A 24,532-nucleotide genomic window follows, 5' to 3' on the forward strand; every position below is an offset into this window, starting at 1 on the left:
CACACATGCACAACCCCCACGAATCAGGAGCCGTCCGATGGATCACAGCGGGCACGGCATGACGATGGATCTGCCGCCGTTCACGCTGGGGCGGGGGCTCGAGTGGTCCGCCGATCCTTTCTTCCTCGTCGCCTGCCTGGCGGGACTCGCGCTGTACGGGTGGGGGGTCGTACGGCTGCGGCGGCGCGGGGACAAGTGGTCGCCGGGACGGACGGTGTCGTTCGTCCTCGGTGTGCTGACCGTCGGTCTGGTGATGTGCACCAGGCTGAACGACTACGGCATGGTCATGTTCAGCGTGCACATGGTGCAGCACATGATCATCAGCATGCTGTCGCCCATCCTGATCCTGCTCGGCGCCCCCGTCACCCTCGCCCTGCGCGCGCTGCCGACCGCCGGCAAGGGCCACAAGGGGCCGCGTGAGCTGCTGCTGATGCTGCTGCACAGCCGGTACATGCGGATCATCACGCACCCGGTGTTCACCATTCCGCTGTTCGTCGCGAGCCTGTACGGGCTGTACTTCACGCCGCTGTTCGACTTCCTGATGGGGTCGAAGGCGGGGCACGTCGCGATGATGGTGCACTTCCTGGCCGTGGGCGTCGTGTTCTTCTGGCCGATCATCGGCGTGGACCCCGGGCCGCAGCGGCCGGGCCACCTCATGCGGATGCTGGAACTGTTCGCCGGCATGCCGTTCCACGCGTTCTTCGGCATCGCGCTGATGATGGCGTCGACGCCGATGGTGGAGACGTTCAAGAACCCGCCCGCCTCCCTCGGCATCGACGCGCTCTCCGACCAGACCGCGGCCGGCGGCATCGCCTGGGCGTTCAGCGAGGTCCCCTCGGTGCTGGTACTCCTTGCCCTGCTGTTCCAGTGGTACAGCTCGGAGCAGCGGCAGGCCAAGCGCAAGGACCGGGCCGCCGACCGCGACGGCGACAAGGAACTCGAGGCCTACAACGCCTATCTGGCCTCATTGAACGCACGCGGCCAGTGAAAGGGTTCGCCGTTCGGCGCCTTTCAGTAGCATGATGCGCAGGGGGAAAACCGCCGGGGGGAGCGGTGATGACACTTCGCGCATTTATGCACAGGGCCGGGAAATCGGCGCTTCGCCGGACTGCCGTCCTGCTCGTATTCGTACTGGCGCTCAGTGGATGTGACCGAAGTACGCCGCTGACCCTTGTACGGGCGGTGGCCGCGGGAGTTCCGTCTCTCGCGCCGTTCTTCGACGAGAGCGGCGGCCTGGGGCACGACGAGGCGCTACGGCCGCGGGCCGTGCGCGGCAGCCTGCAGCAGGGGGACACGCCCGGGCTGTACGGAGGCACACGCCGGCCGACCATCTGTGACGTCCGGAAGCTCAAGGCGTTCCTCACGGCTCCCCGGAATCACCGGAAGGCGCAGGCGTGGGCGACGGCGCTGGGTATTTCCACGGACCGGATTCCGGGATATCTGGACCGGCTCACTCCTGTTCTCCTGCGTCACGACACACTCGTACGGAACCACGACTACAGGAAGGGAAAGGCTGTTCCCTTCGACTCCTTGCTGCAGGCGGGAATCGCCATTCTCGTCGATCAGCAGGGTGCGCCCGCCGTGAAATGTTCGTGCGGAAATCCGCTGCGCCCCTTCACGCATGACACGAATCGCATATCGGTCACGTTCGAGAACTGCAACCGGAAGTGGAAGGGGTTCACGCGTTCCTCCGTGGTGGCCGTACGGCCCGCGCCGAGGAAAATGGAGCGGCTCGCCCTGGTCGACGTCGGCGATCCGGACCGGGGCCTCGACCGGCCGGTCGGCACGACGGGGGCGCGCGACGAGACCTTCGATGCGGGCCGCCGTCGAGCGGTGCCGGATCTCACCGGGACGGCCTTCGGGCGGGCGAGCCGTGAGCTGGCCGCCAGAGGACTCGCGGTCGGGTACGCCGGCGAGGCGCTGCCCGCCGACGACGCCCGCGTCACGGCTTCCGATCCGCCGGCGGGGACCGAGCTGCGGTTCGGGCAGTACGTGACGCTGAGCACGGCCGGGGGAAGCTCGTCGGGGAGCACGTCCGTGGGACCGAGCACTCCCCAGGTGCCTCCACCGTCCGGCTCGTCGGGGTCGGACAGGCCCCATCCGTCAGCTCCGTCGCCTCCGTCGTCCGGATCGAGCAGCGGGCCCGGCTCGTCCTCCGCCCCACCGCCGCCGTCGAGCCCACCGCCCAGCTCCCAACCGCCGCCGTCGAGCGCACCGCCGTCGACGGCCGGCGCGGGGCGGACGACCAGCAAGCCGGCGACGACCAGCGCCGGGCCGCCGAGCAGCAAGCCCGCGACGACCCTCGCGCCGCCTCCGCCCAGCGCGCCGCCACCGCCGGGCAAACCGGTCACCACCAGCGCACCGCCGCCGCCCGGCAGACCGGTCACCAGCAGCGCACCGCCGCCCGCGACCGTCAGCGCCCCGGCGGCCAGTGGGCCGGCGAGTGGCCCGCCCGGCCCGAGTCGGCCCGGGTCCTCCGGGTCCGCCTCGGGCGCGATCACATAGCGCCTCCGCAGAACCCGGGAGTCACCGGATGCATTCAGGATCACCGACGTCGGGAGTGGGCCGGGTCATCGCCGGCCGTTATCTGCTGCTGAACCGGCTCGGCAGCGGCGGCATGGGCCATGTGTGGCTCGCCCACGACCGGAGACTGGCCTGCGAGGTCGCGCTCAAGGAGATCGTGTTCCGCGAGCCGGACCCCGTGGGCGAGGAGCGGGAGGCGCGGGTGGCCCGCGCCCGCTCGGAGGCCCGGCACGCGGCCGGACTGCGCGGCCACCCGCACGTGGTGACCGTGCACGACGTGCTGGAGCACGAGGGGCTGCCGTGGATCGTCATGGAGTACGTGACGGGTGCCCTCGACCTCAGGGAACTGGTCGAGACGCGCGGCCCGCTCGCCCCGGCGGAGTGCGCCCGGATCGGTCTCGCCGTGCTCGACGCGCTGACCGCCGGACACGAGCGGGGTGTGATGCACCGGGACGTGAAACCGGCGAACATCCTGCTGGCGCCGGACCGCGCCGGGGCGCCGTACGGCCGCGTCCTGCTGACGGACTACGGCATCTCGGTGCGGCCGGACGGCGGCGAGACGCGGTACACACTGGCGTCCGTGCTGGTGGGGACGTCGGGCTATCTGGCGCCCGAGCGGGCCAAGGGCGGTCCGCCGACCCCCGCGGCCGATCTGTTCTCGCTGGGCTGCACGCTCTACTACGGCGTCGAGGGCCGGGCTCCCTTCGAGCGGGCGTCGCATCTCGCCGAAGTGACCGCGGTGGTCATGGAGGAGCCGCGGCCCGCCGTGCGGGCCGGCGCGCTGGGGCCCGTCCTGCGGGGTCTGCTGGAGAAGGACCCGGGGCGGCGGGCGTCGGCGGCCGAGACGGAGGCGGCGCTGTCGGGGATCGTGACACCGCGGGCCGAGCCGCACGCCCGGACCCGGACCGACTTCGGCTCGCAGCCGCCGTGGGCCGGGGCCACCGCTCCCCCACCCGGCCCCGCCCCGGCCGGCTTCGGGCCGGTCGCCGCGCCGACGCCCGCGCACCGGCGCCGCGAACTGCCCCGCGCCCTGCGCGCCCTGCTCGCCGCCTTCCTGGGGCTGGTGCTGGCCCTGGGCGGTGTCTGGTACGCCACGGCCCACCAGACACGGGACGACGGCGGGAAGGCGGCCCCGTACGGCACTGCGGTCGGGCTCACCCGGCCGCTGAAGGACGGCGACTGCGTGCTCGCCGACTGGCCCGACGCGGTGCGCTTCCGGGGCACGCCCCGGCTGACGCTCGATCCCGGCTGCCGGGACCAGGCGCCGGACGGACAGGTGATGGCGTTCGTGCCGGCCGTCTCGGCGGACGAGGCGCGCACGCTGGGACCGGCGCGGTGCGAGGAGCGGACGCAGCAGATCCGGGGAGGGCTGGCCGACGTCCGTGCGGTCGCCGTCGTGCCGACCGGCGCCGGTTTCGAGGCGGCCGGGCGCCGGACCGCCTGTCTGGTGCTGGGCGCGCACGGGCCGGTCTACGGGCCGCTCGGGGCACACCGGAGGCCGGGCCTCGCCTTCGCGGACACGGCGACCATGCAGCGCCGGGACTGCCTCCTGACCCGCTCCAACCGGGACGCCCGGCTGGTCTCCTGCAAGGACCCGCACGACGAACAGGTGCTCGGCTTCACCCGGCTGGGCAGGGATGTCACCTACGCCGAGGCGCGTACGGAGTCGGACGCGGTGTGCGCGAAGGACGTGCCGCCGCGCGACTACGGCTTCGACCCGTCGGTGTACGCCTCGGGGTCCTGGACCAGTGAGGGGCCCTGGAAGTCGGGCACGCATTTCGTCGTGTGCACCGTCCGCAGGCAGAACGGGGGCACCATGGAGGGGGACGAATCCTGAGGAGGGTGTCGCGATGCCCGGTTCCACGGACGGTTCGACGAAGACGATGGGGGTGCTCACCGTCGGCGGTCTGGTCGTGGTGACCGCCTACACGGTGGCGCTCGGCAGCAACGGCTGGCTGTGGTTCGGCTGGGTCGTGCTGGGGCTGCTCACCCTCGGAATGATCGCCACCCGCAGCGGGACCTAGGCTCAGTCCCCGGAGAAGTCTCCCGAGAACTCCTGGGTGATCCGGCCCGCGGGGTGGACCCCCGGCTGGTACTTCGGCAGCCGGGCGGTGACCTTCATGCCCGCGCCGACGGCGGTCTCGATCACGAGGCCGTAGTCGTCGCCGTAGACCTGGCGGAGCCGGTCGTCGACGTTGGACAGCCCGATGCCGCCCGAGGGACTGACCTCGCCGGCGAGGATGCGGCGCAGCAGGTCCGGGTCCATGCCGACGCCGTCGTCCTCGATGACGACCAGCGCCTCGGCGCCGGCGTCCTGGGCGGTGATGCTGATGTGGCTCTTGTCCGCCTTGCCCTCCAGGCCGTGTTTGACGGCGTTCTCGACGAGCGGCTGCAGACACAGGAACGGCAGGGTGACCGGCAGGACTTCCGGGGCGATCTGCAGGGTGACGGAGAGTCGGTCACCGAAGCGGGCCCGTACCAGCGCCAAGTAGTGGTCGATGGCGTGGAGTTCGTCGGCGAGGGTGGTGAAGTCGCCGTGCCTGCGGAACGAGTAGCGGGTGAAGTCGGCGAACTCGAGGAGGAGTTCGCGGGCGCGCTCGGGGTCGGTGCGCACGAAGGACGCGATCACCGCTAGCGAGTTGAAGATGAAGTGCGGGGAGATCTGGGCCCGAAGTGCCTTGATCTCGGCCTCGATCAGGCGGGTTCGGGACTGGTCCAGGTCCGCCAGCTCCAGTTGGACGCTCACCCAGCGGGCGACCTCGCCGGCGGCCCGGACGAGGACGGCGGACTCGCGCGGGGCGCAGGCGACGAGCGCGCCGTGCACCCGGTCGTCGACGGTGAAGGGCGCCACGACCGCCCAGCGCACCGGGCAGTCCGGCGTCTCGCACCTCAGCCGGAAGGCCTCGCCGCGGCCGGTCTCCAGGACGCCGGAGAGGCGTTCCATGATCTCGCCGCGGTGGTGGGCGCCGACGCCGTCCCAGACCAGGACCCGCTCGCGGTCGGTCAGACACAGCGCGTCCGTGCCGAGCAGGGTGCGCAGCCTGCGGGCCGACTTGCGCGCCGTCTCCTCGGTCAGCCCGGCCCGCAGCGGCGGCGCGGCGAGCGAGGCGGTGTGCAGGGTCTGGAAGGTGGCGTGCTCGACCGGGGTGCCGAGATCGCCGAGGCTGTCGGGCCGCGCGGTACGCCGCCCGATCCAGAACCCGGCGGCCAGCAGCGGCAGAACTGCCACGCACAGACCGGCCAGGAAGCCGCTCACGTCTTCACCTCCGTGCGGAGTTCCTCCGGGAGATGGAACCGGGCCAGGATCGCCTCCGTGCCGGCCGGTACGCGGCTCGGGGTGGCCAGGGACACCAGGACCATGGTGAGGAAGCCCAGCGGGACCGACCAGAGTGCGGGCCAGGCCAGTAAAGCGTGTACGGGGCCCGTGCCGGGCACGTCCGCCATCGTCGCCGCCACCGCCACGAACGCCGAGCCGCCCCCGGTCAGCATTCCGGCCGCCGCGCCCGGCGGGGTGAGCCGTCGCCACCAGATGCCGAGCACCAGCAGCGGGCAGAAGGAGGAGGCGGACACCGCGAAGGCCAGCCCCACCGCGTCCGCCACCGGCAGCCCGGCCACCAGGACGCTGCCGGCCAGCGGCACGGCCATGGCGAGCACCGTGCCGAGCCGGAAGTGCCGTACCCCGCGCGAGGGCAGGACGTCCTGGGTGAGGACGCCCGCGACGGCCATGGTCAGCCCGGACGCCGTGGACAGGAACGCGGCGAAGGCCCCGCCCGCCACCAGCGCGCCGAGCAGATCGCCGCCGACGCCGCCGATCATGCGGTCCGGCAGCAGCAGTACGGCCGCGTCCGCGTCGCCGGTGAGGACGAGTTCGGGGGTGTAGAGCCGGCCGAGGGCGCCGTACAGGGGCGGCAGCAGGTAGAACGCGCCGATCAGCCCGAGGACGGCCACCGTGGTGCGGCGGGCGGCGACGCCGTGCGGGCTGGTGTAGAAGCGGACGACCACATGGGGCAGGCCCATGGTGCCGAGGAAGGTGGCGAGGATCAGTCCGTAGGTGGCGTACAGCGGCAGTTCCTGGCGGCCCGTGGCGAGGGAGGTGGAGATGCCGTCGGTGGTGCCGGGGTCGGCGCTCGGGACGGCGGTGCCCTTGGCGAAGCTCAGCCGTGTGCCCTTCGCGATGTGGTGGGTCCCGGCGGGGAGTCGGAGGCGCTGGTCGTCGTGGGCGCGGCCGTCGACGGTGCCGGTCACGGTGACCGTCAGGGGGCCGGCCAGCTTCAGGTCGAGGCTGTCGTCGACGCGTACGACGCGCTGTTCGCGGAAGGTCGCCGGTTCCTCGAAGGCGTGGCTGGGGGATCCGTCGCCCTGCCAGGCGACCGCCAGGAACAGCGCGGGGACGAGCAGCGCGGTGAGCTTCAGCCAGTACTGGAAGGCCTGTACGAAGGTGATGCTGCGCATACCGCCGGCGGCGACGGTGGCGACCACGACGACGGCCACGATCAGTCCGCCGAGCGAGTCGGGGGCTCCGGTGAGGACCGTCAACGTCAGTCCGGCGCCCTGGAGTTGGGGAAGCAGATACAGCCAGCCCACCCCGACGACGAACGCCCCCGCCAGCCGCCGCACGCCGGGCGAGCCGAGCCGCGCCTCGGCGAAGTCGGGCAGGGTGTAGGCGCCGGAGCGGCGCAGCGGGGCGGCGACGAACAGCAGCAGGACCAGGTAGCCGGCGGTGTAGCCGACCGGGTACCAGAGCATGTCGGGGCCCTGGACGAGGACCAGTCCCGCGATGCCCAGGAAGGAGGCGGCGGACAGGTACTCGCCGCTGATGGCGGCCGCGTTGAGGCGGGGGCCGACGGTGCGGGAGGCGACGTAGAAGTCGGAGGTGGTGCGGGAGATGCGCAGGCCGAAGGCGCCGACGAGGACGGTCGCCACGACGACGAGGGCGACGGCCGGGACGGCGTAGCTGGAGTTCATGGGGCTGCCGTTCAGCGGTCCTCGACGAGCCGCACGAAGTCCCGTTCGTTGCGTTCGGCGCGGCGGACGTACCAGAGGGCGAGCAGGACCAGCGGGGCGTACAGGCAGAAGCCGAGGACGGCCCATTCGAGGCGGTGGGCGTCCGGCATGGCTTCGAACAGCAGCGGCAGCGGGCCGATCAGCAGGCCGAGCACCGCGAACACCGCGAGGCCGGCGCGGAGTTGGGAGCGCATGAGGGAGCGGACGTAGGTGTGGCCGAGGGTGGTCTGCTCGTCGATCTCGGTGCGCGGGCGGTAGTAGCCGGAGGCATGGAGGTACCGCCCGCGCGAGCGAAGCCGAGCGTGGGGGAGGGTGCGCCGGGGCGGTCCGGTGACGACGACGCGCCGCTCGGCGGGATCCTGGTGGGGCATGCTCAGGGCCTCCTCATCAGCAGGTCCCGCAGCTCACGCGCGTGACGCCGACTGACCTGCAGCTCTTCGCCGCCGACCAGGACGCTCACCGTGCCCGCGTCCAGGCGGAGTTCGCCGACGTGGCGCAGGGCGACCAGATGGCGGCGGTGGATGCGGACGAAGCCGCGGGCGCGCCAGCGGTCCTCCAGCGTGGACAGCGGGATCCGTACGAGGTGGCTGCCCTTGTCGGTGTGCAGGCGGGCGTAGTCGCCCTGGGCCTCGACATGGGTGATGTCGTCGACCGCCACGAAGCGGGTGACGCCGCCGAGTTCGACCGGTATGTGGTCGGGGTCGGGCTCGTGGACGCGGATGCGCGGGGTGTTGCCGGTGAGTTCGGCGACCCGGCGTATCGCCTCGGCGAGGCGTTCCTTGCGCACGGGCTTGAGGACGTAGTCGACGGCCTCGAGGTCGAAGGCCTGCACCGCGAAGTCCTCGTGGGCGGTGACGAACACGATGTGCGGCGGCTCGGCGAACCCGCTGAGCAGCCGTGCCAGGTCCAGGCCGTCCAGGCCGGGCATCTGGATGTCGAGGAAGACCACGTCGATCGCCTCGGGCCCGCCCGGCCCCGACTCCAGCGCCCGGTTGATGCGGCGCAGCGCCTCGGTCGCGTCACCCGCGCCCTCGGCGCTGCCGATGCGGGGATCCGCGTTCAGCAGGTACAGCAGCTCCTCCAGCGAGGGGCGTTCGTCGTCGACGGCGAGGGCACGCAGCATGAACCCGGAGTGTAGGTGGAATCCCGACGCCTGGACATGTCCCGGGAAGTGGACGTTCGCGCTGGATACAGTGCCGACATGAACAGCGGTCCGGCCCCCTTCGACGACACCGACCGGAAGATCGTCACGGCCCTGATGGCGAACGCCAGGACGTCCTTCGCCGAGATCGGCGCGGCGGTCGGGCTGTCGTCCACGGCCGTGAAGCGGCGCGTGGACCGGCTGCGCGAGACGGGCGTGATCACCGGGTTCACCGCCACCGTCCAGCCCTCGGCGCTGGGCTGGACCACGGAGGCGTACGTCGAGGTCTACTGCGAGGGCGCGGCGCCGCCGCGGCGGCTGGCGGAGGTGGTCCGCAACCATCCGGAGATCACCGCGGCCATGACGGTGACCGGCGGCGCGGACGCCCTGCTGCATGTCCGGGCCCGGGACGTGGACCACTTCGAGGAGGTGCTGGAGCGCATCCGCACGGAGCCCTTCATCCGCAAGACGATCAGCGTGATGGTGCTGTCCCATCTCCTCCCGGAATCCCCCGAGGCCGGCGCCACGCAGCCCGCGCCCGAATAGACACCCGAACAACACCCGAATAAACATCCGAGTGCGCAGCAAGACTGCGTGATGTCGGTCGAAGACGCAGCATTCCTGCGCGGACACGCAATTCTCGTTGCTTGTCGCCCGTCTCCGTCACTTCCTACCTTGGTGTCAACCCTCAGTCGACACCCCAGGAAGCGGAGGAACCCCTCTGTGTCCGACTCCCGTGTGCCGCGCCGGCGGCGGTACCTCGTCTGCGAACCCAGACACTTCGCCGTGCAGTACGCGATCAACCCCTGGATGCACCCCGACGTCCGCGTCGACGTGGACCTGGCCCGGGCCCAGTGGCAGGCGCTGATCAGCGCCTACCGGACCCACGGCCACACCGTCGACTCCGTGGAGCCGGCCCCCGGCCTGCCGGACATGGTCTTCGCCGCGAACTCGGCGGTCGTCGTGGACGGCCGCGTCTTCGGCTCCCTCTTCCACGCGCCGCAGCGGCGCCCGGAGTCCACCTACTACGACACCTGGTTCAAGGCGGCCGGCTTCGCCGTCCACCGCCCCGAGTCCGTCTGCGAGGGCGAGGGCGACCTGGTGTGGACGGGCCGGTACATGCTGGCCGGCACCGGCTTCCGTACGACCCGCGAGGCGCACCGCGAGGTGCAGGAGTTCTTCGGCCACCCGGTGATCAGCCTGACGCTGGTGGACCCGCGCTTCTACCACCTGGACACGGCGCTGTTCGTGCTGGACGACTCCGCCGAGGGCAACAACGTGGCGTACTACCCGGAGGCGTTCTCGCCGGGCAGCCGCGAGGTGCTGGCGCGGCTGTACCCGAACGCCGTGCACGCCACCCTCGACGACGCGCTGCACTTCGGCCTCAACTCCGTCTCCGACGGCAGGAACGTCTTCATCGCGCCCCAGGCCGAGTCCCTGGCCGCCTCCCTCGCCGACCGCGGCTATGTCCCCGTGCCCGTCGACCTGTCCGAGTTCCGCAAGGCAGGCGGCGGCATCAAGTGCTGCACCCAGGAGATCCGTTCATGACCGCTCCCGTGACCACGCGTTCGTCCGCCGACCTCATCCGCGCCGAGGAACCGGTCCTGGCGCACAACTACCACCCCCTGCCCGTGGTCGTCGCCCGTGCCGAGGGCACCTGGGTCGAGGACGTCGAGGGCCGCCGCTACCTGGACATGCTGGCCGGCTATTCGGCCCTCAACTTCGGCCACCGCCACCCGGCGCTGATCGAGGCCGCACACCGCCAGCTGGACCGTCTGACCCTCACCTCGCGCGCCTTCCACAACGACAGGCTGGCCGAATTCGCCGAGCGGCTGGCCGAGTTGACCGGCCTGGACATGGTGCTGCCGATGAACACCGGCGCCGAGGCCGTCGAGTCCGGCATCAAGGTGGCCCGCAAGTGGGCGTACGAGGTCAAGGGCGTCCCCGCCGACCGGGCGACGATCGTGGTGGCCGCGGAGAACTTCCACGGCCGTACGACGACGATCGTCAGCTTCTCCACGGACGAGACGGCACGGGCGGGCTTCGGCCCCTTCACGCCCGGCTTCCGGATCGTGCCGTACAACGACCTGGCCGCGCTTGAGGCGGCGGTCGACGACACGACGGCCGCCGTGCTCCTGGAGCCCATCCAGGGCGAGGCGGGCGTGGTCATTCCGGACGACGGCTATCTCACCGGTGTGCGCGAGCTGACCCGGCGCAGGGGCTGCCTGTTCGTCGCGGACGAGATCCAGTCGGGCCTGGGCCGCACCGGCCGCACCCTCGCCGTGGAGCACGAGTCGGTCGTGCCGGACGTGCTGCTGCTGGGCAAGGCGCTGGGCGGCGGCATCGTGCCGGTGTCCGCGGTGGTCGCCCGCCGGGACGTGCTCGGCGTGCTGCGGCCGGGCGAACACGGCTCGACGTTCGGCGGCAACCCGCTCGCGGCGGCGGTCGGCACGGCCGTGGTCGAGCTGCTGGAGACCGGCGAGTTCCAGCGCCGGGCGGCCGAGCTGGGCGTGGTCCTTCGCGGCGGGCTGACCGGCCTCGTCGGCAAGGGCGTCACCGGCTTCCGGGCCCGGGGTCTGTGGGCGGGCGTCGACATCGACCCGGCCATCGGCACCGGCCGCGCGATCAGCGAACGCCTGCAGCGCGAGGGGGTCCTGGTCAAGGACACCCACGGCTCGACGATCCGGCTGGCGCCGCCGCTGACGATCACGGCGGAGGAGCTGACGGGCGCGCTCGGCGCCCTGGAGCGGGTGCTGGGTTCCTGACCCCGGTGGGGGCGGTCCGGCCGCCCCCGCCCTTTGCGCGTCCCTGATGCCCGAAGGGTGAAGATTGAGTCAAGAGGTGGTAGACCACTCTCAGCGACAGAGAGGTCGGCCGTGGGCACTCACGAGGAGCAGGACGTCGCCGGTCAGCGGTTCGACGTGGCCGATGCCGCGCCCCTGCTGATCGACGCGGACGGCGTGGTGCGCAGCTGGACCCGGGACGCCCAGCGGCTGCTGGCGTACTCGGCCGCCGAGGTGGTGGGCACCGGCGTCGGCGGTCTGCTGGCCACGGAGGACGCCGAGCGGATGCCCGAGCTGGCCGAGCGCTGCCGGCGTGACGGCGGGTGGGCCGGGCTGCTGACGGCCCGGCGCAAGGGCGGCGGGCCGGTGCGGGTGATGGTGCGCATCACCCCCGCGGTGGAACCCGGGGGCGCGGCCCGCTGGCTGGTCCTGATCTCCGACGTGGCCGCGGGGGCGCGCGGCTGGGACATGAGCCGTACGGTGCTCGAGCAGATGGTGACCGGCTCCCCCGTCGGCATAGCGATCGTCGACGTGAACCTGCGCTGCGTCTGGTCGAACGCGGCGCTGGAGCAGTTCGGCGGCGGTTCGGCCCGGGACCGGCTGGGCCGGCGACTGGCGGAGATCCAGCCGGGCATCGACTCCGAGGCCATCGAGGCGCAGATGCGGCGCGTGCTGGAGACCGGCCGGCCGGTGGTCGGGTACGAGCACGTCGGCCAGGTGCGCTCGGCGCCGCACCGGGAGACGGCGCACATGATGTCGTTCACCCGTCTCGAGGACGACGGCGGCCATCCGATGGGCGTCTACTACACGGTCGTCGACATCACCGACAAACACCGCGCCCGGCAGCGGCTCGCCCTGCTGGACCGGGCCGGCGAGCACATCGGCCGCACCCTGGACATCACAAGGACCGCCCAGGAGCTGGCCGACGTGGCCGTGCCGGAACTCGCCGACTACGTCTGCGTGGACCTGCTGGAGTGGGTGCTGCGCGGCGCGGAACGCGCTCCGGGGCCGCTCGGCGGCCAGCAGTGGGTGGCCTTGCGCAGGGCCGGTCAGCAGTCGGTGAACCCGGGCGTCCCGGAGGCCGTCGTCGCGATCGGGGAGGTCGCCAGCTACCTCGCCGGCTCGCCGCCGGTCCGCTCGCTGGCCACGGGCGTCTCCTGGCGCGAGGAACGGCTGGACCCGCTGGCCAGGGAGTGGGCCACCGACATACCGGGGGGCCGCGCGGCCACCTTCCTCGACCTGGGGCTGCACAGCGTGATGATCGTGCCGGTCCGGGCGCGGGGGGTCACCCTCGGCGTCACCAGCTTCTTCCGGCGGGGCCGGCAGGAGCCGTTCGACGAGGACGACCTGAGCCTGGCCGAGGACCTGGTGTCGCGGGCGGCCGTCTGCGTGGACAACGCCCGCCGCTACACCCGGGAGCGGGACGCGGCCCTGGTACTGCAGCGCAGCCTGCTGCCGCACCGGCTGCCCGAGCAGGACGCGGTGGAGGTGGCCGCCTGCTACCGACCGGCCGACGAACTGACCGGGCTCGGCGGCGACTGGTACGACCTCATCCAGCTCTCCGGCGCCCGGGTCGCCCTGGTCGTGGGCGAGGTGCCGGGCCACGGCATCGACGCCGCCGCCGCGATGGGGCGGCTGCGGACCGCCGTACGGACCCTGGCGGCACTGGACCTGCCGCCGGAGGAGGTCCTCGCGCACCTCGACGACCTGGTGGCGAGCACCGCGCGGGAGGAGGGGGGCGAGCCGGAGGCGGCCGGCCTCCAGGCCGTGGGCGCCGGGTGCGTGTACGTCGTCTACGACCCCGTCGACGGGCAGTGCACCATGGCCGCGGCGGGCCATCCCGCGCCCGCCGTCGTGCTGCCCGACGGCTCCGTCACGTTCGTGGACCTGCCGCAGGGATCGCCGCTCGGCGCGGCCGGGCCGCCCTTCGAGGCCGTCGAGCTGGCGCTGGCCGAGGGCAGTGTCCTCGCCCTGCACACCGACGGGCTGCTGGCCCGTGAGGAGCGCGACTGGGCGGTGGATCCCGACCGTGACCGGCTGCGTCTGGCGCTCGCCCGGCGTGCCGGCTCGCTCGACCTGACCTGCCGGGCCGTGGTCGACGCGCTGGTCCCCGTCCGGCCGCACGACGACGTGGCCCTGCTGATGGCGCACACCCGCCTGCTGGGCGCCGACCAGGTCGCCGACTGGGACCTGCCCGGCGACCCGGCGATCGTGGCCGACGCCCGCAAGGAGGCGGCCCGGCAGCTGGCCGAGTGGGGCCTGGACGACCTGGTCTTCACCACGGAACTCGTGGTGAGCGAGCTGGTCACCAACGCCATCCGGCACGCGGAGGGACCGATCCGGCTGCGGCTGATCCGCGAGCGCGCCCTGATCTGCGAGGTCTCCGACGGCGGGGCCACGGCCCCGCATCTGCGGCATCCGCGCACCACTGACGAGGGCGGCCGGGGACTGCTGCTGGTCTCCCAGTTCTCCCAGCGCTGGGGCACCCGCTTCGTGCCCGAGGGGAAGGTCATCTGGGCCGAGCAGCCCCTGCCGCAAACGCCACCGGACGTGTGAAAATAGCTCAAACCCGGCAGTGAGGCGGAAGCCATGAACCAGGCCGAGATCGACTATGCGGCGGTGTTCCAGTGCCTGCCGGGGATGGTCGCGCTGCTGACACCCGACCTGGTCTACGCCGACGCCAACGAGGAGTTCCTGCGCAACGCCGGGCGCACCCGTGAGCAGGTCGTCGGCCGCTATCTGTTCGATGTCTTCCCGGACAACCCCAACGACGAGGGCGCGAGCGGCATGCGCAACCTGGCCGCCTCGCTGCAGCGCGTGCTCGACGCCTGCGAGCGGGACACCATGGCGCTCCAGCGCTACGACGTCGAGGATCCCGAACACCCCGGGCAGTGGGAGGAGCGCTACTGGAGCCCGGTCAACGCTCCGGTGATCGGCCCCGACGGCAAGGTGGTGCTGGTGGTGCACCGGGTCGAGGAGGTCACCGAGCTGATCAAGGCCCGTGGCGGTCCGAGCGGCACCAGGGCCCGCGTCCTGGAGGCGGAGCTGTACACACGCGCCCGGGAACTGCAGGAGCTCAACGAACGGCTGCGCCAGGCACACGCCCGTGAGCGCGAGGTCGCCCTCGCCCTGCAGGAGGCGATGCTGCCCGCCCGCCGGCAGGTCGGCCACCACGCCGCCGCCGTGCGCTACCGGCCCGCGGTCGGCGCGCTGAACGTGTGCGGGGACTGGTACGACCTCGTCGATCTCGTCGGCGGCGACCGCATCGGTGTGGCGGTGGGCGACGTGGTCGGGCACGGGCTCGCGGCGGCCGGGGTGATGGGACAGCTGCGCAGCGCGCTGAGCGCCGCGTCCCGGGTGGCCGCCGGGCCCGGTGAGGCCCTGAACGTGCTGGGCCGGTACGCGCACGTGGTCGACGGCGCCGAATCGGCGACCGCCGTCACGACGTTCATCGACTTCGACACCCACACGATCGCCTACAGCAGCGCGGGCCATCCGCCGCCGGTGCTCGTCCACGCCGACGGCCGCGTGGAGTTCCTCGACCAGGCCACCGACCCCCCGCTGGACGCCCGCCCCGACCCGTTCCCCCGGCCGGAGGCCCGCACGAGCTACGAGCCCGGCGCCACCCTCGTCCTCTACACCGACGGCCTCGTCGAACGCAGACACGAGGACATCGACACCGGCCTGGCCCGCCTCGCCGACTCCCTCCGCAGCCACCGCGGGGAGGCCCCGGAACGCCTGGCGGACTCGGTCCTGCTGGAGCTGCTGCCGCCGGGGGGCGCGACGGACGACACGGCGCTGGTGATCGTGCGGCTGTGACGGACGCTCCAACTGGCGGGCGATCCGGGGACGTTGGGCGGACCGATCCTTGCCAATCACTCGGAGGCCCGGTTCCCGCACCTGGGGTCCGGATTCCGCGCGCCCGACCTGCGGTTCCGCCGGGACAGGACGGTGGCGTCGCACCGTGCGCGATTCCCCCGATTCCGGCCACCCCGGTCCCGAAGATCCCGAACGTGTCACGGACGTCCTCCACGGCCTGCCCCCGCGGCCCCCCGGCTCCTCTACACTGGCAGCCCCACAACACGCCGGTTGACCTGCCAGAACTCGGCGGCCGAGGCGATCCGCCGGAGTGAGGAGCGACCCCTTGTTCTACTACGTGCTCAAATACGTGTTGCTGGGACCTCTGCTGCGACTGGTCTTCCGGCCTCGCATAGAAGGACTCGAACACGTCCCGGGCTCGGGCCCGGCCATCGTCGCCGGCAACCACCTGTCCTTCTCGGACCACTTCCTGATGCCGGCCATACTCAAGCGCCGCATCACCTTCCTGGCGAAGAAGGAGTACTTCACCGGCCCCGGCATCAAGGGCCGGCTGACGGCGGCCTTCTTCCGCAGCGCGGGTCAGATCCCGGTCGACCGCACCGGCAAGGAGGCGGGCCAGGCGGCCATCCGCGAGGGCCTGGGAGTGCTGAGCAAGGGCGAGTTGCTCGGCATCTACCCGGAGGGCACCCGCTCGCACGACGGTCGCCTCTACAAGGGCAAGGTGGGCGTCGCGGCGATGGCTCTGAAGGCCCAGGTGCCCGTGATCCCCTGCGCGATGATCGGCACCTTCGAGGCCCAGCCGCCCGGCAAGGTCGTCCCCAACCTCCACCCCGTCGTCATCCGCTTCGGCAAGCCCCTGGACTTCTCCCGCTACGCCGGCATGGAGAACGAGAAGGCGATCCTGCGGGCCGTCACCGACGAGATCATGTACGCGATCCTGACGCTCTCCGAGCAGGAGTACGTCGACGAGTACGCGGCCGTCGTGAAGGCGCAGCAGGCCGAGGCCGACGGGGCTGTGGACAAGGAGCGCCGTTTCCCGCGCATGCCGCTGGGGTGAGACGGGCCGAGCACGGGTGAGGGGCGGCCGGAGTGTTCCGGCCGCCCCTCACGTCGTACGGCCGGTGGTTACGGCTTGGGCGTCGCGTGCGGGGTGCACGTGACGTCCGCGGCGTCCAGCTTGCCGCTCAGCAGGTAGGCGTCCACCCGCTGGTTGATGCAGGGGTTGACCAGGCCGGTCACACCGTGCGAGCCCGCGTCCTTCTCGGTGATCAGGCGGGAGCCCTTGAACCGCTGGTGCAGTTCGACGGCGCCGTCGTACGGGGTGGCGGCGTCCCGCGTGGACTGCACGATCATGACCTGCGGGAGATCCTTGTGGGTCTTGACGTTCACCGGGGTCTGCTGCTTGACCGGCCAGGTGGCGCACGGCAGGTTCAGCCAGGCGTTGGCCCAGGTCATGAACGGGTAGTTCTTGTTGAGCGCGGTGTTGTCGCGGTCCCACTTCTTCCAGCTGGTGGGCCACTTGGCGTCGGTGCACTCGACGGCCGTGTAGACGGCGTTGCCGTTCTCCGAGGAGATGTTGCCCGCGGTGTCGGACATGTCCGGGGCGGCCGCGTCGACGAGCGCCTGGGTGTCACCGGCGACGTACTTGCTGAACACCGTCGCGACCGGCACCCACGAGGAGTCGTAGTACGGGGCGTTCTGGAAGAAGGAGATCAGCTCGGCCGGGCCGACGACCCCGCCGATGGGGTTCTTCTTCGCGGTGGCGCGCAGCTGGAGCCACTTCGCCTGGACGGCGGCACGGGTGGTGCCGAGGTGGAAGGCGGCGTCGTTGGCGGCGACCCAGTCCTCCCAGTCCTTCCAGCGGCCCTCGAAGGCGACGTCCTGGTCCAGGTTGGCCTGGTACCAGATCTTCTCCCGCGAGGGGTTGACGACGCTGTCCACGACCATACGGCGCAGGTGGCCCGGGAAGAGCGTGCCGTAGACGGCGCCGATGTAGGTGCCGTAGGAGACGCCCAGGTAGTTGAGCTTCTTCTCGCCGAGCGCGGCGCGGATGACGTCCAGGTCGCGCACGGTGTTCGGCGTGGTCATCTGCGCCAGCATCGCCTTGCCGGTGCGCTCGGCGCAGCCCTTGGCGTACTCGGCGGCCAGCTTGCGCTGGGCCAGCTTGTCGGCCTCGCTGTCCGGCACCGGGTCGGCCTTGGGCGCCTTCACGAACTCCTGCGGGTCCTCGCAGGAGATGGGCGCGGAGTGGCCGACGCCGCGCGGGTCGAAACCCACGAAGTCGTACGCCTTGGCCACGTTGGCCCACACCGGGTTCTTGTTGGTGACGCGGGTCGGGAAGCGCAGTCCGGAGCCGCCGGGACCGCCGGGGTTGTAGACGAGCGCGCCCTGACGGTCCGCCTTCGTCCCGGTGTTGCCGATGCGGTCGACGGCGAGCTTGATCTGCTTGCCGTTCGGCTTGGCGTAGTCGAGCGGCACGCTGACCCAGCCGCACTGGATGGGCTTGACGAGCCCCCAGTCGGCGGGGCAGTCCTGCCAGTCGATGCCGGTCTTGGCGGCCCGCGCGGCGGCGACGGCGGCGCCCTTGGCCTCACGGTCCTGGCCCTGCTGGGCACTTGCGCTCGCGCTGGGTGCCACGACCGCGCCGGCTATGAGCGTCGCCGTGACGAGCGCTCCGGCCGAACCGAGCACCGTCGTCCGCCTGTTCGGTCTGATATCCCTCAAGTGAGGTCCTCCCCCTGCATCTATTCGATTGACAGGGGGATCCTCGCGGCTGTGAGCTGCCTGAGAACAGGGGTCGTTGACCTTCTTTACCATTCCGATAACCGGGGATGGGTGTCCCGCTCAGCGGATACTCAGGCCATCAGAGCCAGCGCCTCGTCCAGCACCCGCCGCAACCGCAGCGCGTCCCCGGCCACGGCACTCACCAGTACGGCGGGCCCGGCGAGCGGTGCCACGACGGCCCCCTCCCCCAGCACCCGCGCCGGTACCGGCCGCGACCCGAACTCCGGTCGTACGACGACCAGTTGCCCCACGGCCCGATGACCGCCCAGCACGGCCGGTCCGTCCCATCCTCCCAGCGCCCCGGGTCCGCAGGCGAGTTCCTGATCTAGCACCACCCGCCCCCCGACGCGCACTGTGAGACGGCTGGTCAACCGCCCGGGTTCCTCCCCCACCCGCCCGAGCACCTGCTCCTCCCGCAGCACGAGCCGCCCCCCGGCCCCGACCTCGACGTGTGTCGCGACCCGCAGATCGCTCCCGCCCGCGGAGATCAACTGCTCGGGCAGCCACTGGAGTTCGGCCCCGTCGGCCACCCTGAGCCAGACGTCGTACCGCGCCTCGCCCTTCGCCTGCCCCGGCAGGGCGATGGTGGCCGCGGCCGACCCGACGCGAAGCCGCGTGCCTTCCTCCACGTCCGCCTCCACGGTGAAGTGGTCTCCCCCGAGCGGTCCGCTCATCGCCCCGACGAGCATGACGCGCGCCTCGCCGCCACTCGCCCGGGTCCGCCGCAACGCCAGCGGCCCCTCCCCCTCCAGCACCGGCAAGGACGTACCGCCCCTGCCGTCCGACCGCGCGACGATCCGCGCGGTGGCCCGTACCCCGCTCACGCTCACGCCGACCACGCGGCGAACTGCCCCCGCACCCAGGCGGCGACGTCCCCGACGCCAGCCTCGTTTCTCAACGACTGGAACACCACCGGTAGTTCGGCCCGCTGCGCCTTGGCGTCCGCGGCCATCCGCTCCAGATCGGAGCCCACGTACGGCGCGAGGTCGGTCTTGTTGACGACGAGCAGGTCGGCGGTGGTGACACCCGGGCCGCCCTTGCGCGGGATGTCGTCCCCGCCCGCGACGTCGATCACGAAGATCTGCGCGTCCACGAGCCCCTTGGAAAACGTCGCCGTGAGGTTGTCCCCACCGGACTCGACCAGGATGAGATCGAGCGGACCCACCTCGTCCTCCAGGTCCTCCACGGCCTCCAGGTTGGCGGAGATGTCGTCCCGGATGGCGGTGTGCGGGCAGGCGCCGGTTTCCACGGCGGTGATCCGCTCGGGCGGCAGCACGGCCTCCCGGAGCAGGAACTCGGCGTCCTCGCGGGTGTAGATGTCGTTGGTGACGACGGCGAGGGACAGTTCGTCGCGCAGCGCGCGGCAGAGGGCGGCCACGGTGGCGGTCTTCCCGGATCCGACGGGCCCGCCGAGCCCGATCCGCAGGGCACGGCGCGACCCGTCGGGCCGGCGGGCGTCGGCGCTGACGGCGGAGGGACCGTCGTGGGAGTGGTCGAGGTGCATGGGTACGGCTCCAGGGGGCTGCGAGGAGAAACGGGTTACGAAGCGAATGCGGGGGTCACGACGCGAACAGGCGCACAGCCCAGGCCGCGTGCGTCTCGGCGCCGACTTCCAGCAGGGGCGCGGAGCTCGCGGGCAGGGCGTCGACCCCGTCGTCGGCCACCCGCCGAGCGGCCTCCACCGCCCGGTCGACGACCAGGTCGACCTCGGGCGCCAGTCGGGCGAGGACCCCGGTCGCGTCGAAGGGGTCCAGGCTCAGCAACCGCACCGTCGCGCTCGCCGGCCCGCTCACGCTCTCGTAGGCCGCGCAGTAGGCGGCGTCGACGGGCTCCAGTCCGGCCGCCCGGGCGGCGAGCCCCAGCACCACGGGCTGATGGGCGCCCTTCGGGAACTGCCGGGCGACCGCGTCGAGTTCGTCCGAGGGCCAGGTCGCCCGGGCGGCCCGCATCAGCTGCCGGCCCAGTCTGCGCGCGGCGACGCGCAGGGCGGGGGACGGCGTGCGCGCGTCGGCGGCCGCGTCCAACTCGCCGGGGGCCACGCCGAGTACGGCGGCTGCGGCCAGCGCGGCGGCGACCAGCCCCGCCGTGTGCAGGCGCCCCCGGCAGAAGTCCTCCAGACTCGCGGCGCCGGTCACCCGCCCCGCCTTCACGGCCGCCTCCGCCCCGCCGGAGTGCGCGTGCCCTCCGGCGGGGAACCGCCCGTCGGCCAGAACCAGTAGTGCGGCCCTGGACATCAGAACAGGAAGTAACGCTGGGCCATGGGCAGTTCGGCGGCCGGTGTCGCCTCGACGAGCTCGCCGTCGATGTGCACGGCGAAGCTGTCGGGATCGACCCGCACCCGCGGGCGCGCGTCGTTCTCGCGCATGTCCGCCTTGGTCACCCCGCGCGTCGACTCGATGGCGACGAACCGCTTGCCCAGTTGCAGCCGCTCCGGCAGGCCGTCCTCGATCGCCAACGGGGCCACGAAGTTGACGGAGTTGGCGGCCGGGGCCCGTCCGATCGCGCCGTACATCGGCCGCGGCAGGATGGGCTGCGGCGTCGGGATGGACGCGTTGGCGTCACCCATCTGCGCGTACGCGATCTGTCCGCCCTTGAGCACGAGATGCGGCTTCACCCCGAAGAACGCGGGCTCCCACAGCACCAGGTCGGCGAGCTTCCCGCTCTCCACGGAGCCGATCTCCCGGGCCAGTCCCTGGGCGAGCGCGGGGTTGATCGTGTACTTGGCGACATAGCGCCGTACCCGGTGGTTGTCCGCCCGCCCGTCGCCGGGCAGCGCGCCCCGGCGCCGCTTCATCACGTGCGCCGTCTGCCAGGTGCGCAGGACGACCTCGCCGACCCGGCCCATGGCCTGGGAGTCGGAGGAGATGATCGAGATGGCGCCCAGGTCGTGCAGGATGTCCTCGGCGCCGATGGTCGAGGGCCGGATCCGTGACTCGGCGAAGGCGAGGTCCTCCGGGACCGCCGGGTTGAGGTGGTGGCACACCATCAGCATGTCGAGGTGTTCCTCGGCGGTGTTGACGGTGTAGGGGCGGGTCGGATTCGTCGAACTCGGCAGGACGTGCGGCTCGGAGACCACGGTCATGATGTCCGGCGCGTGTCCGCCGCCCGCGCCCTCGGTGTGGTAGGCGTGGATGCCGCGGCCGTTGATCGCGGCGAGCGTGTCGCCGACGAACCCGGCCTCGTTGAGGGTGTCGGTGTGGATGGCGACCTGGATGCCGGTGCGGTCCGCCACCGTCAGCGAGGCGTCGATGACGGCCGGGGTCGAGCCCCAGTCCTCGTGCAGCTTCAGGCCCAGCGCGCCGCCCCGGATCTGCGACAGCATCGCCTCGTGCGAGACGGTGTTGCCCTTGCCGAGGAAGCCGATGTTGAGCGGGTACTGCTCCATCGCCTCCAGCATGCGCGCGAGATGCCACGGCCCGGGGGTGACCGTCGTCGCCTTCGAGCCCTCGGCCGGACCCGTGCCGCCGCCCACCAGCGTGGTGATGCCGGCGGACAGCGCCTCGTCGGCGATCTGCGGGCAGATGAAGTGGACGTGCGCGTCGACCGCGCCCGCCGTCAGGATCCGCCCGTTGCCCGCGATGACCTCGGTCTCCGGGCCGATGACCAGGTCCGGGTGGACCCCGTCCATGGTGTCGGGGTTGCCGGCCTTGCCGATCCCGGTGATCCGGCCGTCGCGGATGCCGACGTCGGCCTTGACGATGCCCCAGTGGTCGACGATCACCGCGCCGGTGATGACGGTGTCCGGTGTGCCCTGCGCGCGTGTGACACGGGACTGGCCCATGGACTCGCGGATGACCTTGCCGCCGCCGAACACGGCCTCGTCACCGGCGAGTCCGGGACCGCCGGAACGATCCTCCTCGATCTCGACGAGCAGATCGGTGTCGGCGAGCCGGATGCGGTCGCCGGTGGTGGGGCCGAACAGGTCCGCGTACGCGGCACGGGAGATCTCAGGCATCGAGGGCACCTCCGGTCTGCCCGCGCAGGCCGGGAACGATCCGGGCGCCGCTGATCGGGACGAGTTCGACGTCCACGGGGATGCCGGGTTCGAAGCGCACGGCCGTACCGGCGGCGATGTTCAGGCGCCTGCCGTGCGCGGCGGCGCGGTCGAATTCCAGGCCGGGGTTGGCCTCGGCGAAGTGGTAGTGGGAGCCGACCTGGACGGGGCGGTCGGCGGCGTTGAGGACGGTCAGACGGGTGACCTCGCGACCCTCGTTGTAGACGATCGGGTCCTCGGCGAAGAGGATCTCTCCGGGAATCACGGCGGCTCTCCCCGTCAGACGATCGGGTCGTGGACGGTGACGAGTTTGGTGCCGTCCGGGAAGGTGGCCTCGACCTGGACGTCGTGGATCATCTCGGGGATGCCCTCCATCACGTCGTCGCGGGTGAGGAGTTTGCGTCCGGAGGCCATGAGTTCGGCAACCGTGCGGCCGTCGCGGGCGCCTTCGAGGATGTGCGACGTGATGAGGGCGACCGCCTCGGGGTGGTTGAGCTTCAGCCCGCGGGCCCGGCGCTTCTCGGCCACGTCGGCCGCCACGTGGATGAGCAGCCTCTCTTGCTCGTGCGGGGTCAGTTGCACGTCCCACCTCACAGTCCTCGCTCCGGCCCGTGCGGGGCCCGGTCGCCGCAGCCACGAGCAAAGTCCCTGGTGGCGTGGATCGGCAGGCTAGTTGGGCCGCGTTTCAGGCACGTTAACCGAACTGTGATCCTCCATGCCCGTCAACGCCCGTAGACCCTCCCCCAGGATCTCGGTGGGCGCCGGGCCGAACAGGGCCTGCTGGGCGATGAAGCCCATCGCGGTGGCCATCATCGTGCGGGCCACGTGGTCGAGGGCCACGTCCGGACCCATCATCCCGGCCTCCTGGTAGGCGCCGACGATCCGGGACCAGGTCTCCTGGACGGCGCCGTAGCCCTCGCGCAGAACGGCGGCGAGGTCGTCGTTGCGCAGCGTCTCGGCCCACACCTGGAGGACCAGCCCCGGCAGGGCGGGCCGGCCGTCCACGGTGAGGTCCTCCTTGGCGGCCAGGACGCGACCGAGGACCGACGTCACGAGAAGGTCGGGCGGCGGGGGCGGGCTGCTGCGGGCGGCCTCCTCGAAGCCCCCGTGCACCTCGGCGAGCACCTCGCCGACGATCGCGGCGATGAGCTCCTCCTTGCCGCTGAAGTAGCGGTAGACGGCCCCGGCCGACAGGTCGGCCTCCTTCAGCACGTCCTGCATGGACGTGGCGTGGAACCCGTTGCGCGCGAAGCAGCGCGCGGCGCCGTCGAGAATCTGCCGGCGGCGGGCGTCGAGGTGTTCCTGGGATACGCGGGCCATGCGCCCCAACCTAAAACGAACATTCCTTCTTGACAAGGGACAGCGCCGGCGAGACGGTGGGAGCACATCAAAAACGAACGATCCTTCTTTTTGGTCATGGAGAGGACACCCCTCATGTCCGCTGTCCCCAGCAGGCCCAACGCCCGTCGGCTGATCGCGGCCGTCGTTCTCGTCCCGGCCCTCGCCGCCCTCGCCCTGTGGGCCTTCGCCTGGCCCGCCGCCCGTACCGCGCCCCACGACCTGCCGTTGGGAGTGGCCGGACCGCCTGCCGCGACGGCCCGCATCGAACGGCAACTGACGCAGCACAAGGGCGCGTTCGAGATCCACCACTACGCCGACGAGACCGCCGCCCGCCGCGCCGTCGAGGACCGGACCGTATACGGAGCGGTCGCGGTGACCGCCCACGGCCCGGAACTGCTGACCGCTTCGGCCGCGAGCCCGATGGTCGCGCAGCTGCTGCACCAGGCGGTGGCCCAACGGGCACTGGCCGGAACACAGGTCCGGACCGTCGACGTGGTCCCCGCCCCCGCGACGGACCCGCGTGGCGCTGTCCTCGGCTCCAGCGTGCTGCCCCTCGCCCTGGCCGGGATCGCGGCCGGCGCGGTGGTGACGCTGCTGGGGCTGCGCGGTACACGCGCCGTGACCGCGCTGGTCGGCGCCGCCGCCCTGGCGGGCGCGGTGGCAGCCGGTATCGCGCACAGCTGGCTCGGGGTGCTGACCGGCGACTGGTGGACGGAGGCCGGTGTGCTGGGTCTCGCGACCCTGGCCGTCAGCGCCGCGGTCGCCGGGCTCGCCGCCCTGCTCGGACAGGCCGGTCTGGGGCTGGGCGCGGGCGTGGTGATGCTGCTGGGCAACCCGTTCTCGGGCGCGGCCTCGGCGCCGCGGCTGCTGCCCGAGCCGGTGGGCACGATCGGTCAGTGGCTCCCGCCGGGCGCGAGCACGACCCTCCTGCGCTCGGTGTCGTACTTCGACGGCGCGGCGGCGACCGGTCCCGCGCTGACCCTGGCCTGGTGGGCCGCGCTGGGCCTGGGCGCCGTGCTGCTCGGCAGCGCGCTCAGGAAGCGCAGCACCTCCGCCGAGGCGGCCGCCGAGCGGAAACTCGCCCCCGTCGGCTGACCCCCCGTACCGAAGCGGCCGTGCGCCCCCGCAGTAGCGGACGGGGGC

23 protein-coding genes are annotated in these 24,532 nt (G+C 72.3%); 11 read left to right on the forward strand and 12 right to left on the reverse strand.

Features of this window, described 5'->3' with window-relative positions; translation table 11 throughout:
- Positions 1–37 precede the first annotated feature (37 nt).
- The 4 genes from MKW14_RS22095 (at position 38) to MKW14_RS22115 (ending at position 4,547) form a co-directional block, all read left to right on the forward strand.
- Positions 38–988, forward strand: coding sequence for a cytochrome c oxidase assembly protein (locus MKW14_RS22095; protein ID WP_240864805.1), 951 nt, complete (start codon positions 38–40; stop codon positions 986–988).
- Positions 989–1,074: 86 nt separating this feature from the next.
- A complete protein-coding gene (locus MKW14_RS41315) occupies positions 1,075–2,505 on the forward strand; it encodes a DUF6777 domain-containing protein (RefSeq protein WP_308314619.1) in 1,431 nt (476 codons plus the stop codon).
- 28 nt (positions 2,506–2,533) lie between these two features.
- Positions 2,534–4,360, forward strand: a complete 1,827-nt coding sequence (locus MKW14_RS22110; RefSeq protein WP_240864806.1) for a serine/threonine-protein kinase — start codon at positions 2,534–2,536, stop codon at positions 4,358–4,360.
- A gap of 13 nt (positions 4,361–4,373) precedes the next feature.
- Positions 4,374–4,547 (forward strand): hypothetical protein, encoded by a 174-nt coding sequence (locus MKW14_RS22115; protein WP_133047619.1) that lies wholly within the window; start codon positions 4,374–4,376, stop codon positions 4,545–4,547.
- A 2-nt stretch (positions 4,548–4,549) separates the two neighbouring features.
- On the opposite strand, the gene MKW14_RS22120 is transcribed toward MKW14_RS22115, so the two are convergent.
- The 4 genes from MKW14_RS22120 to MKW14_RS22135 are packed head-to-tail and all read right to left on the reverse strand — an operon-like array spanning position 4,550 to position 8,650.
- Positions 4,550–5,779 (reverse strand): sensor histidine kinase, encoded by a 1,230-nt coding sequence (locus MKW14_RS22120; protein ID WP_240864807.1) that lies wholly within the window; start codon positions 5,777–5,779, stop codon positions 4,550–4,552.
- Entirely contained in the window at positions 5,776–7,488 is a 1,713-nt protein-coding gene (locus MKW14_RS22125) for a sodium/solute symporter (RefSeq protein WP_240864808.1), read from the reverse strand. Before MKW14_RS22125 ends, MKW14_RS22120 begins: the two co-directional genes overlap by 4 nt.
- Positions 7,489–7,499: 11 nt before the next feature.
- Positions 7,500–7,898, reverse strand: a complete 399-nt coding sequence (locus MKW14_RS22130; protein ID WP_240864809.1) for a hypothetical protein — start codon at positions 7,896–7,898, stop codon at positions 7,500–7,502.
- A 2-nt stretch (positions 7,899–7,900) separates the two neighbouring features.
- Positions 7,901–8,650 carry a LytR/AlgR family response regulator transcription factor gene (locus tag MKW14_RS22135; RefSeq protein WP_240864810.1) on the reverse strand — a complete coding sequence of 250 codons (750 nt, stop codon included), beginning with the start codon at positions 8,648–8,650 and terminating at the stop codon, positions 7,901–7,903.
- A gap of 78 nt (positions 8,651–8,728) precedes the next feature.
- Here MKW14_RS22135 and MKW14_RS22140 point away from each other — a divergent pair, with 78 nt between their 5' ends.
- From MKW14_RS22140 to MKW14_RS22165, 6 genes are all read left to right on the forward strand, one after another.
- Entirely contained in the window at positions 8,729–9,214 is a 486-nt protein-coding gene (locus MKW14_RS22140; RefSeq protein ID WP_240864811.1) for an Lrp/AsnC family transcriptional regulator, read from the forward strand.
- Between the two features lie 177 nt (positions 9,215–9,391).
- Positions 9,392–10,216, forward strand: a complete 825-nt coding sequence (ddaH, locus tag MKW14_RS22145; RefSeq protein ID WP_240864812.1) for a dimethylargininase — start codon at positions 9,392–9,394, stop codon at positions 10,214–10,216.
- Positions 10,213–11,433, forward strand: coding sequence for an ornithine--oxo-acid transaminase (rocD, locus tag MKW14_RS22150; RefSeq protein WP_240864813.1), 1,221 nt, complete (start codon positions 10,213–10,215; stop codon positions 11,431–11,433). Before ddaH ends, rocD begins: the two co-directional genes overlap by 4 nt.
- 111 nt (positions 11,434–11,544) lie before the next feature.
- Positions 11,545–14,007, forward strand: a complete 2,463-nt coding sequence (locus MKW14_RS22155) for a SpoIIE family protein phosphatase (protein WP_240864814.1) — start codon at positions 11,545–11,547, stop codon at positions 14,005–14,007.
- Positions 14,008–14,040: 33 nt separating this feature from the next.
- Positions 14,041–15,270 carry a PP2C family protein-serine/threonine phosphatase gene (locus tag MKW14_RS22160; RefSeq protein ID WP_240864815.1) on the forward strand — a complete coding sequence of 410 codons (1,230 nt, stop codon included), beginning with the start codon at positions 14,041–14,043 and terminating at the stop codon, positions 15,268–15,270.
- 325 nt (positions 15,271–15,595) lie between these two features.
- The gene (locus tag MKW14_RS22165; RefSeq protein WP_240864816.1) at positions 15,596–16,327 is read left to right on the forward strand and encodes a lysophospholipid acyltransferase family protein; all 732 of its coding nucleotides are present in this window, start codon (positions 15,596–15,598) and stop codon (positions 16,325–16,327) included.
- 68 nt (positions 16,328–16,395) lie between these two features.
- On the opposite strand, the gene MKW14_RS22170 is transcribed toward MKW14_RS22165, so the two are convergent.
- From MKW14_RS22170 to MKW14_RS22205, 8 genes are all read right to left on the reverse strand, one after another.
- Positions 16,396–17,994 (reverse strand): alpha/beta hydrolase, encoded by a 1,599-nt coding sequence (locus MKW14_RS22170; RefSeq protein WP_240864817.1) that lies wholly within the window; start codon positions 17,992–17,994, stop codon positions 16,396–16,398.
- 131 nt (positions 17,995–18,125) lie between these two features.
- Positions 18,126–18,884 carry an urease accessory protein UreD gene (locus MKW14_RS22175; protein WP_240864818.1) on the reverse strand — a complete coding sequence of 253 codons (759 nt, stop codon included), beginning with the start codon at positions 18,882–18,884 and terminating at the stop codon, positions 18,126–18,128.
- A complete protein-coding gene (ureG, locus tag MKW14_RS22180; RefSeq protein WP_240864819.1) occupies positions 18,881–19,558 on the reverse strand; it encodes an urease accessory protein UreG in 678 nt (225 codons plus the stop codon). Before ureG ends, MKW14_RS22175 begins: the two co-directional genes overlap by 4 nt.
- A gap of 55 nt (positions 19,559–19,613) precedes the next feature.
- On the reverse strand, positions 19,614–20,288 hold the full coding sequence (locus tag MKW14_RS22185; protein WP_240864820.1) for an urease accessory protein UreF: 675 nt from the start codon (positions 20,286–20,288) through the stop codon (positions 19,614–19,616).
- Complete coding sequence (locus MKW14_RS22190) at positions 20,288–22,009, reverse strand: urease subunit alpha (RefSeq protein WP_240864821.1); 1,722 nt, start codon at positions 22,007–22,009, stop codon at positions 20,288–20,290. The genes MKW14_RS22185 and MKW14_RS22190 overlap by 1 nt, the downstream gene beginning before the upstream one ends.
- Positions 22,002–22,313 (reverse strand): urease subunit beta, encoded by a 312-nt coding sequence (locus MKW14_RS22195; RefSeq protein ID WP_133047602.1) that lies wholly within the window; start codon positions 22,311–22,313, stop codon positions 22,002–22,004. Before MKW14_RS22195 ends, MKW14_RS22190 begins: the two co-directional genes overlap by 8 nt.
- Positions 22,314–22,327: 14 nt before the next feature.
- Entirely contained in the window at positions 22,328–22,630 is a 303-nt protein-coding gene (locus MKW14_RS22200; RefSeq protein WP_010355509.1) for an urease subunit gamma, read from the reverse strand.
- 87 nt (positions 22,631–22,717) lie between these two features.
- Positions 22,718–23,368: a TetR/AcrR family transcriptional regulator gene (locus MKW14_RS22205; RefSeq protein WP_240864822.1), complete on the reverse strand. Its 651-nt coding sequence runs from the start codon at positions 23,366–23,368 to the stop codon at positions 22,718–22,720.
- 114 nt (positions 23,369–23,482) lie between these two features.
- Between MKW14_RS22205 and MKW14_RS22210 the strand changes: the two genes are divergently transcribed.
- Positions 23,483–24,484 (forward strand): ABC transporter permease, encoded by a 1,002-nt coding sequence (locus tag MKW14_RS22210; protein WP_240864823.1) that lies wholly within the window; start codon positions 23,483–23,485, stop codon positions 24,482–24,484.
- Positions 24,485–24,532: the final 48 nt, after the last annotated feature.

Source organism: Streptomyces gilvus (assembly GCF_022513565.1).
In the GTDB taxonomy this organism is placed as follows: domain Bacteria; phylum Actinomycetota; class Actinomycetes; order Streptomycetales; family Streptomycetaceae; genus Streptomyces; species Streptomyces gilvus.

Bases quoted from the DNA above. Each gene is read 5' to 3' on its own strand.
- MKW14_RS22095 (WP_240864805.1), top strand. From the start codon at position 38: ATGGATCACAGCGGGCACGGCATGACGATGGATCTGCCGCCGTTCACG.
- MKW14_RS41315 (WP_308314619.1), top strand. From the start codon at position 1,075: ATGCACAGGGCCGGGAAATCGGCGCTTCGCCGGACTGCCGTCCTGCTC.
- MKW14_RS22110 (WP_240864806.1), top strand. From the start codon at position 2,534: ATGCATTCAGGATCACCGACGTCGGGAGTGGGCCGGGTCATCGCCGGC.
- MKW14_RS22115 (WP_133047619.1), top strand. From the start codon at position 4,374: ATGCCCGGTTCCACGGACGGTTCGACGAAGACGATGGGGGTGCTCACC.
- MKW14_RS22125 (WP_240864808.1), bottom strand. From the start codon at position 7,488: ATGAACTCCAGCTACGCCGTCCCGGCCGTCGCCCTCGTCGTCGTGGCG.
- MKW14_RS22130 (WP_240864809.1), bottom strand. From the start codon at position 7,898: ATGCCCCACCAGGATCCCGCCGAGCGGCGCGTCGTCGTCACCGGACCG.
- MKW14_RS22135 (WP_240864810.1), bottom strand. From the start codon at position 8,650: ATGCTGCGTGCCCTCGCCGTCGACGACGAACGCCCCTCGCTGGAGGAG.
- MKW14_RS22140 (WP_240864811.1), top strand. From the start codon at position 8,729: ATGAACAGCGGTCCGGCCCCCTTCGACGACACCGACCGGAAGATCGTC.
- rocD (WP_240864813.1), top strand. From the start codon at position 10,213: ATGACCGCTCCCGTGACCACGCGTTCGTCCGCCGACCTCATCCGCGCC.
- MKW14_RS22160 (WP_240864815.1), top strand. From the start codon at position 14,041: ATGAACCAGGCCGAGATCGACTATGCGGCGGTGTTCCAGTGCCTGCCG.
- ureG (WP_240864819.1), bottom strand. From the start codon at position 19,558: ATGCACCTCGACCACTCCCACGACGGTCCCTCCGCCGTCAGCGCCGAC.
- MKW14_RS22185 (WP_240864820.1), bottom strand. From the start codon at position 20,288: ATGTCCAGGGCCGCACTACTGGTTCTGGCCGACGGGCGGTTCCCCGCC.
- MKW14_RS22190 (WP_240864821.1), bottom strand. From the start codon at position 22,009: ATGCCTGAGATCTCCCGTGCCGCGTACGCGGACCTGTTCGGCCCCACC.
- MKW14_RS22205 (WP_240864822.1), bottom strand. From the start codon at position 23,368: ATGGCCCGCGTATCCCAGGAACACCTCGACGCCCGCCGCCGGCAGATT.
- MKW14_RS22210 (WP_240864823.1), top strand. From the start codon at position 23,483: ATGTCCGCTGTCCCCAGCAGGCCCAACGCCCGTCGGCTGATCGCGGCC.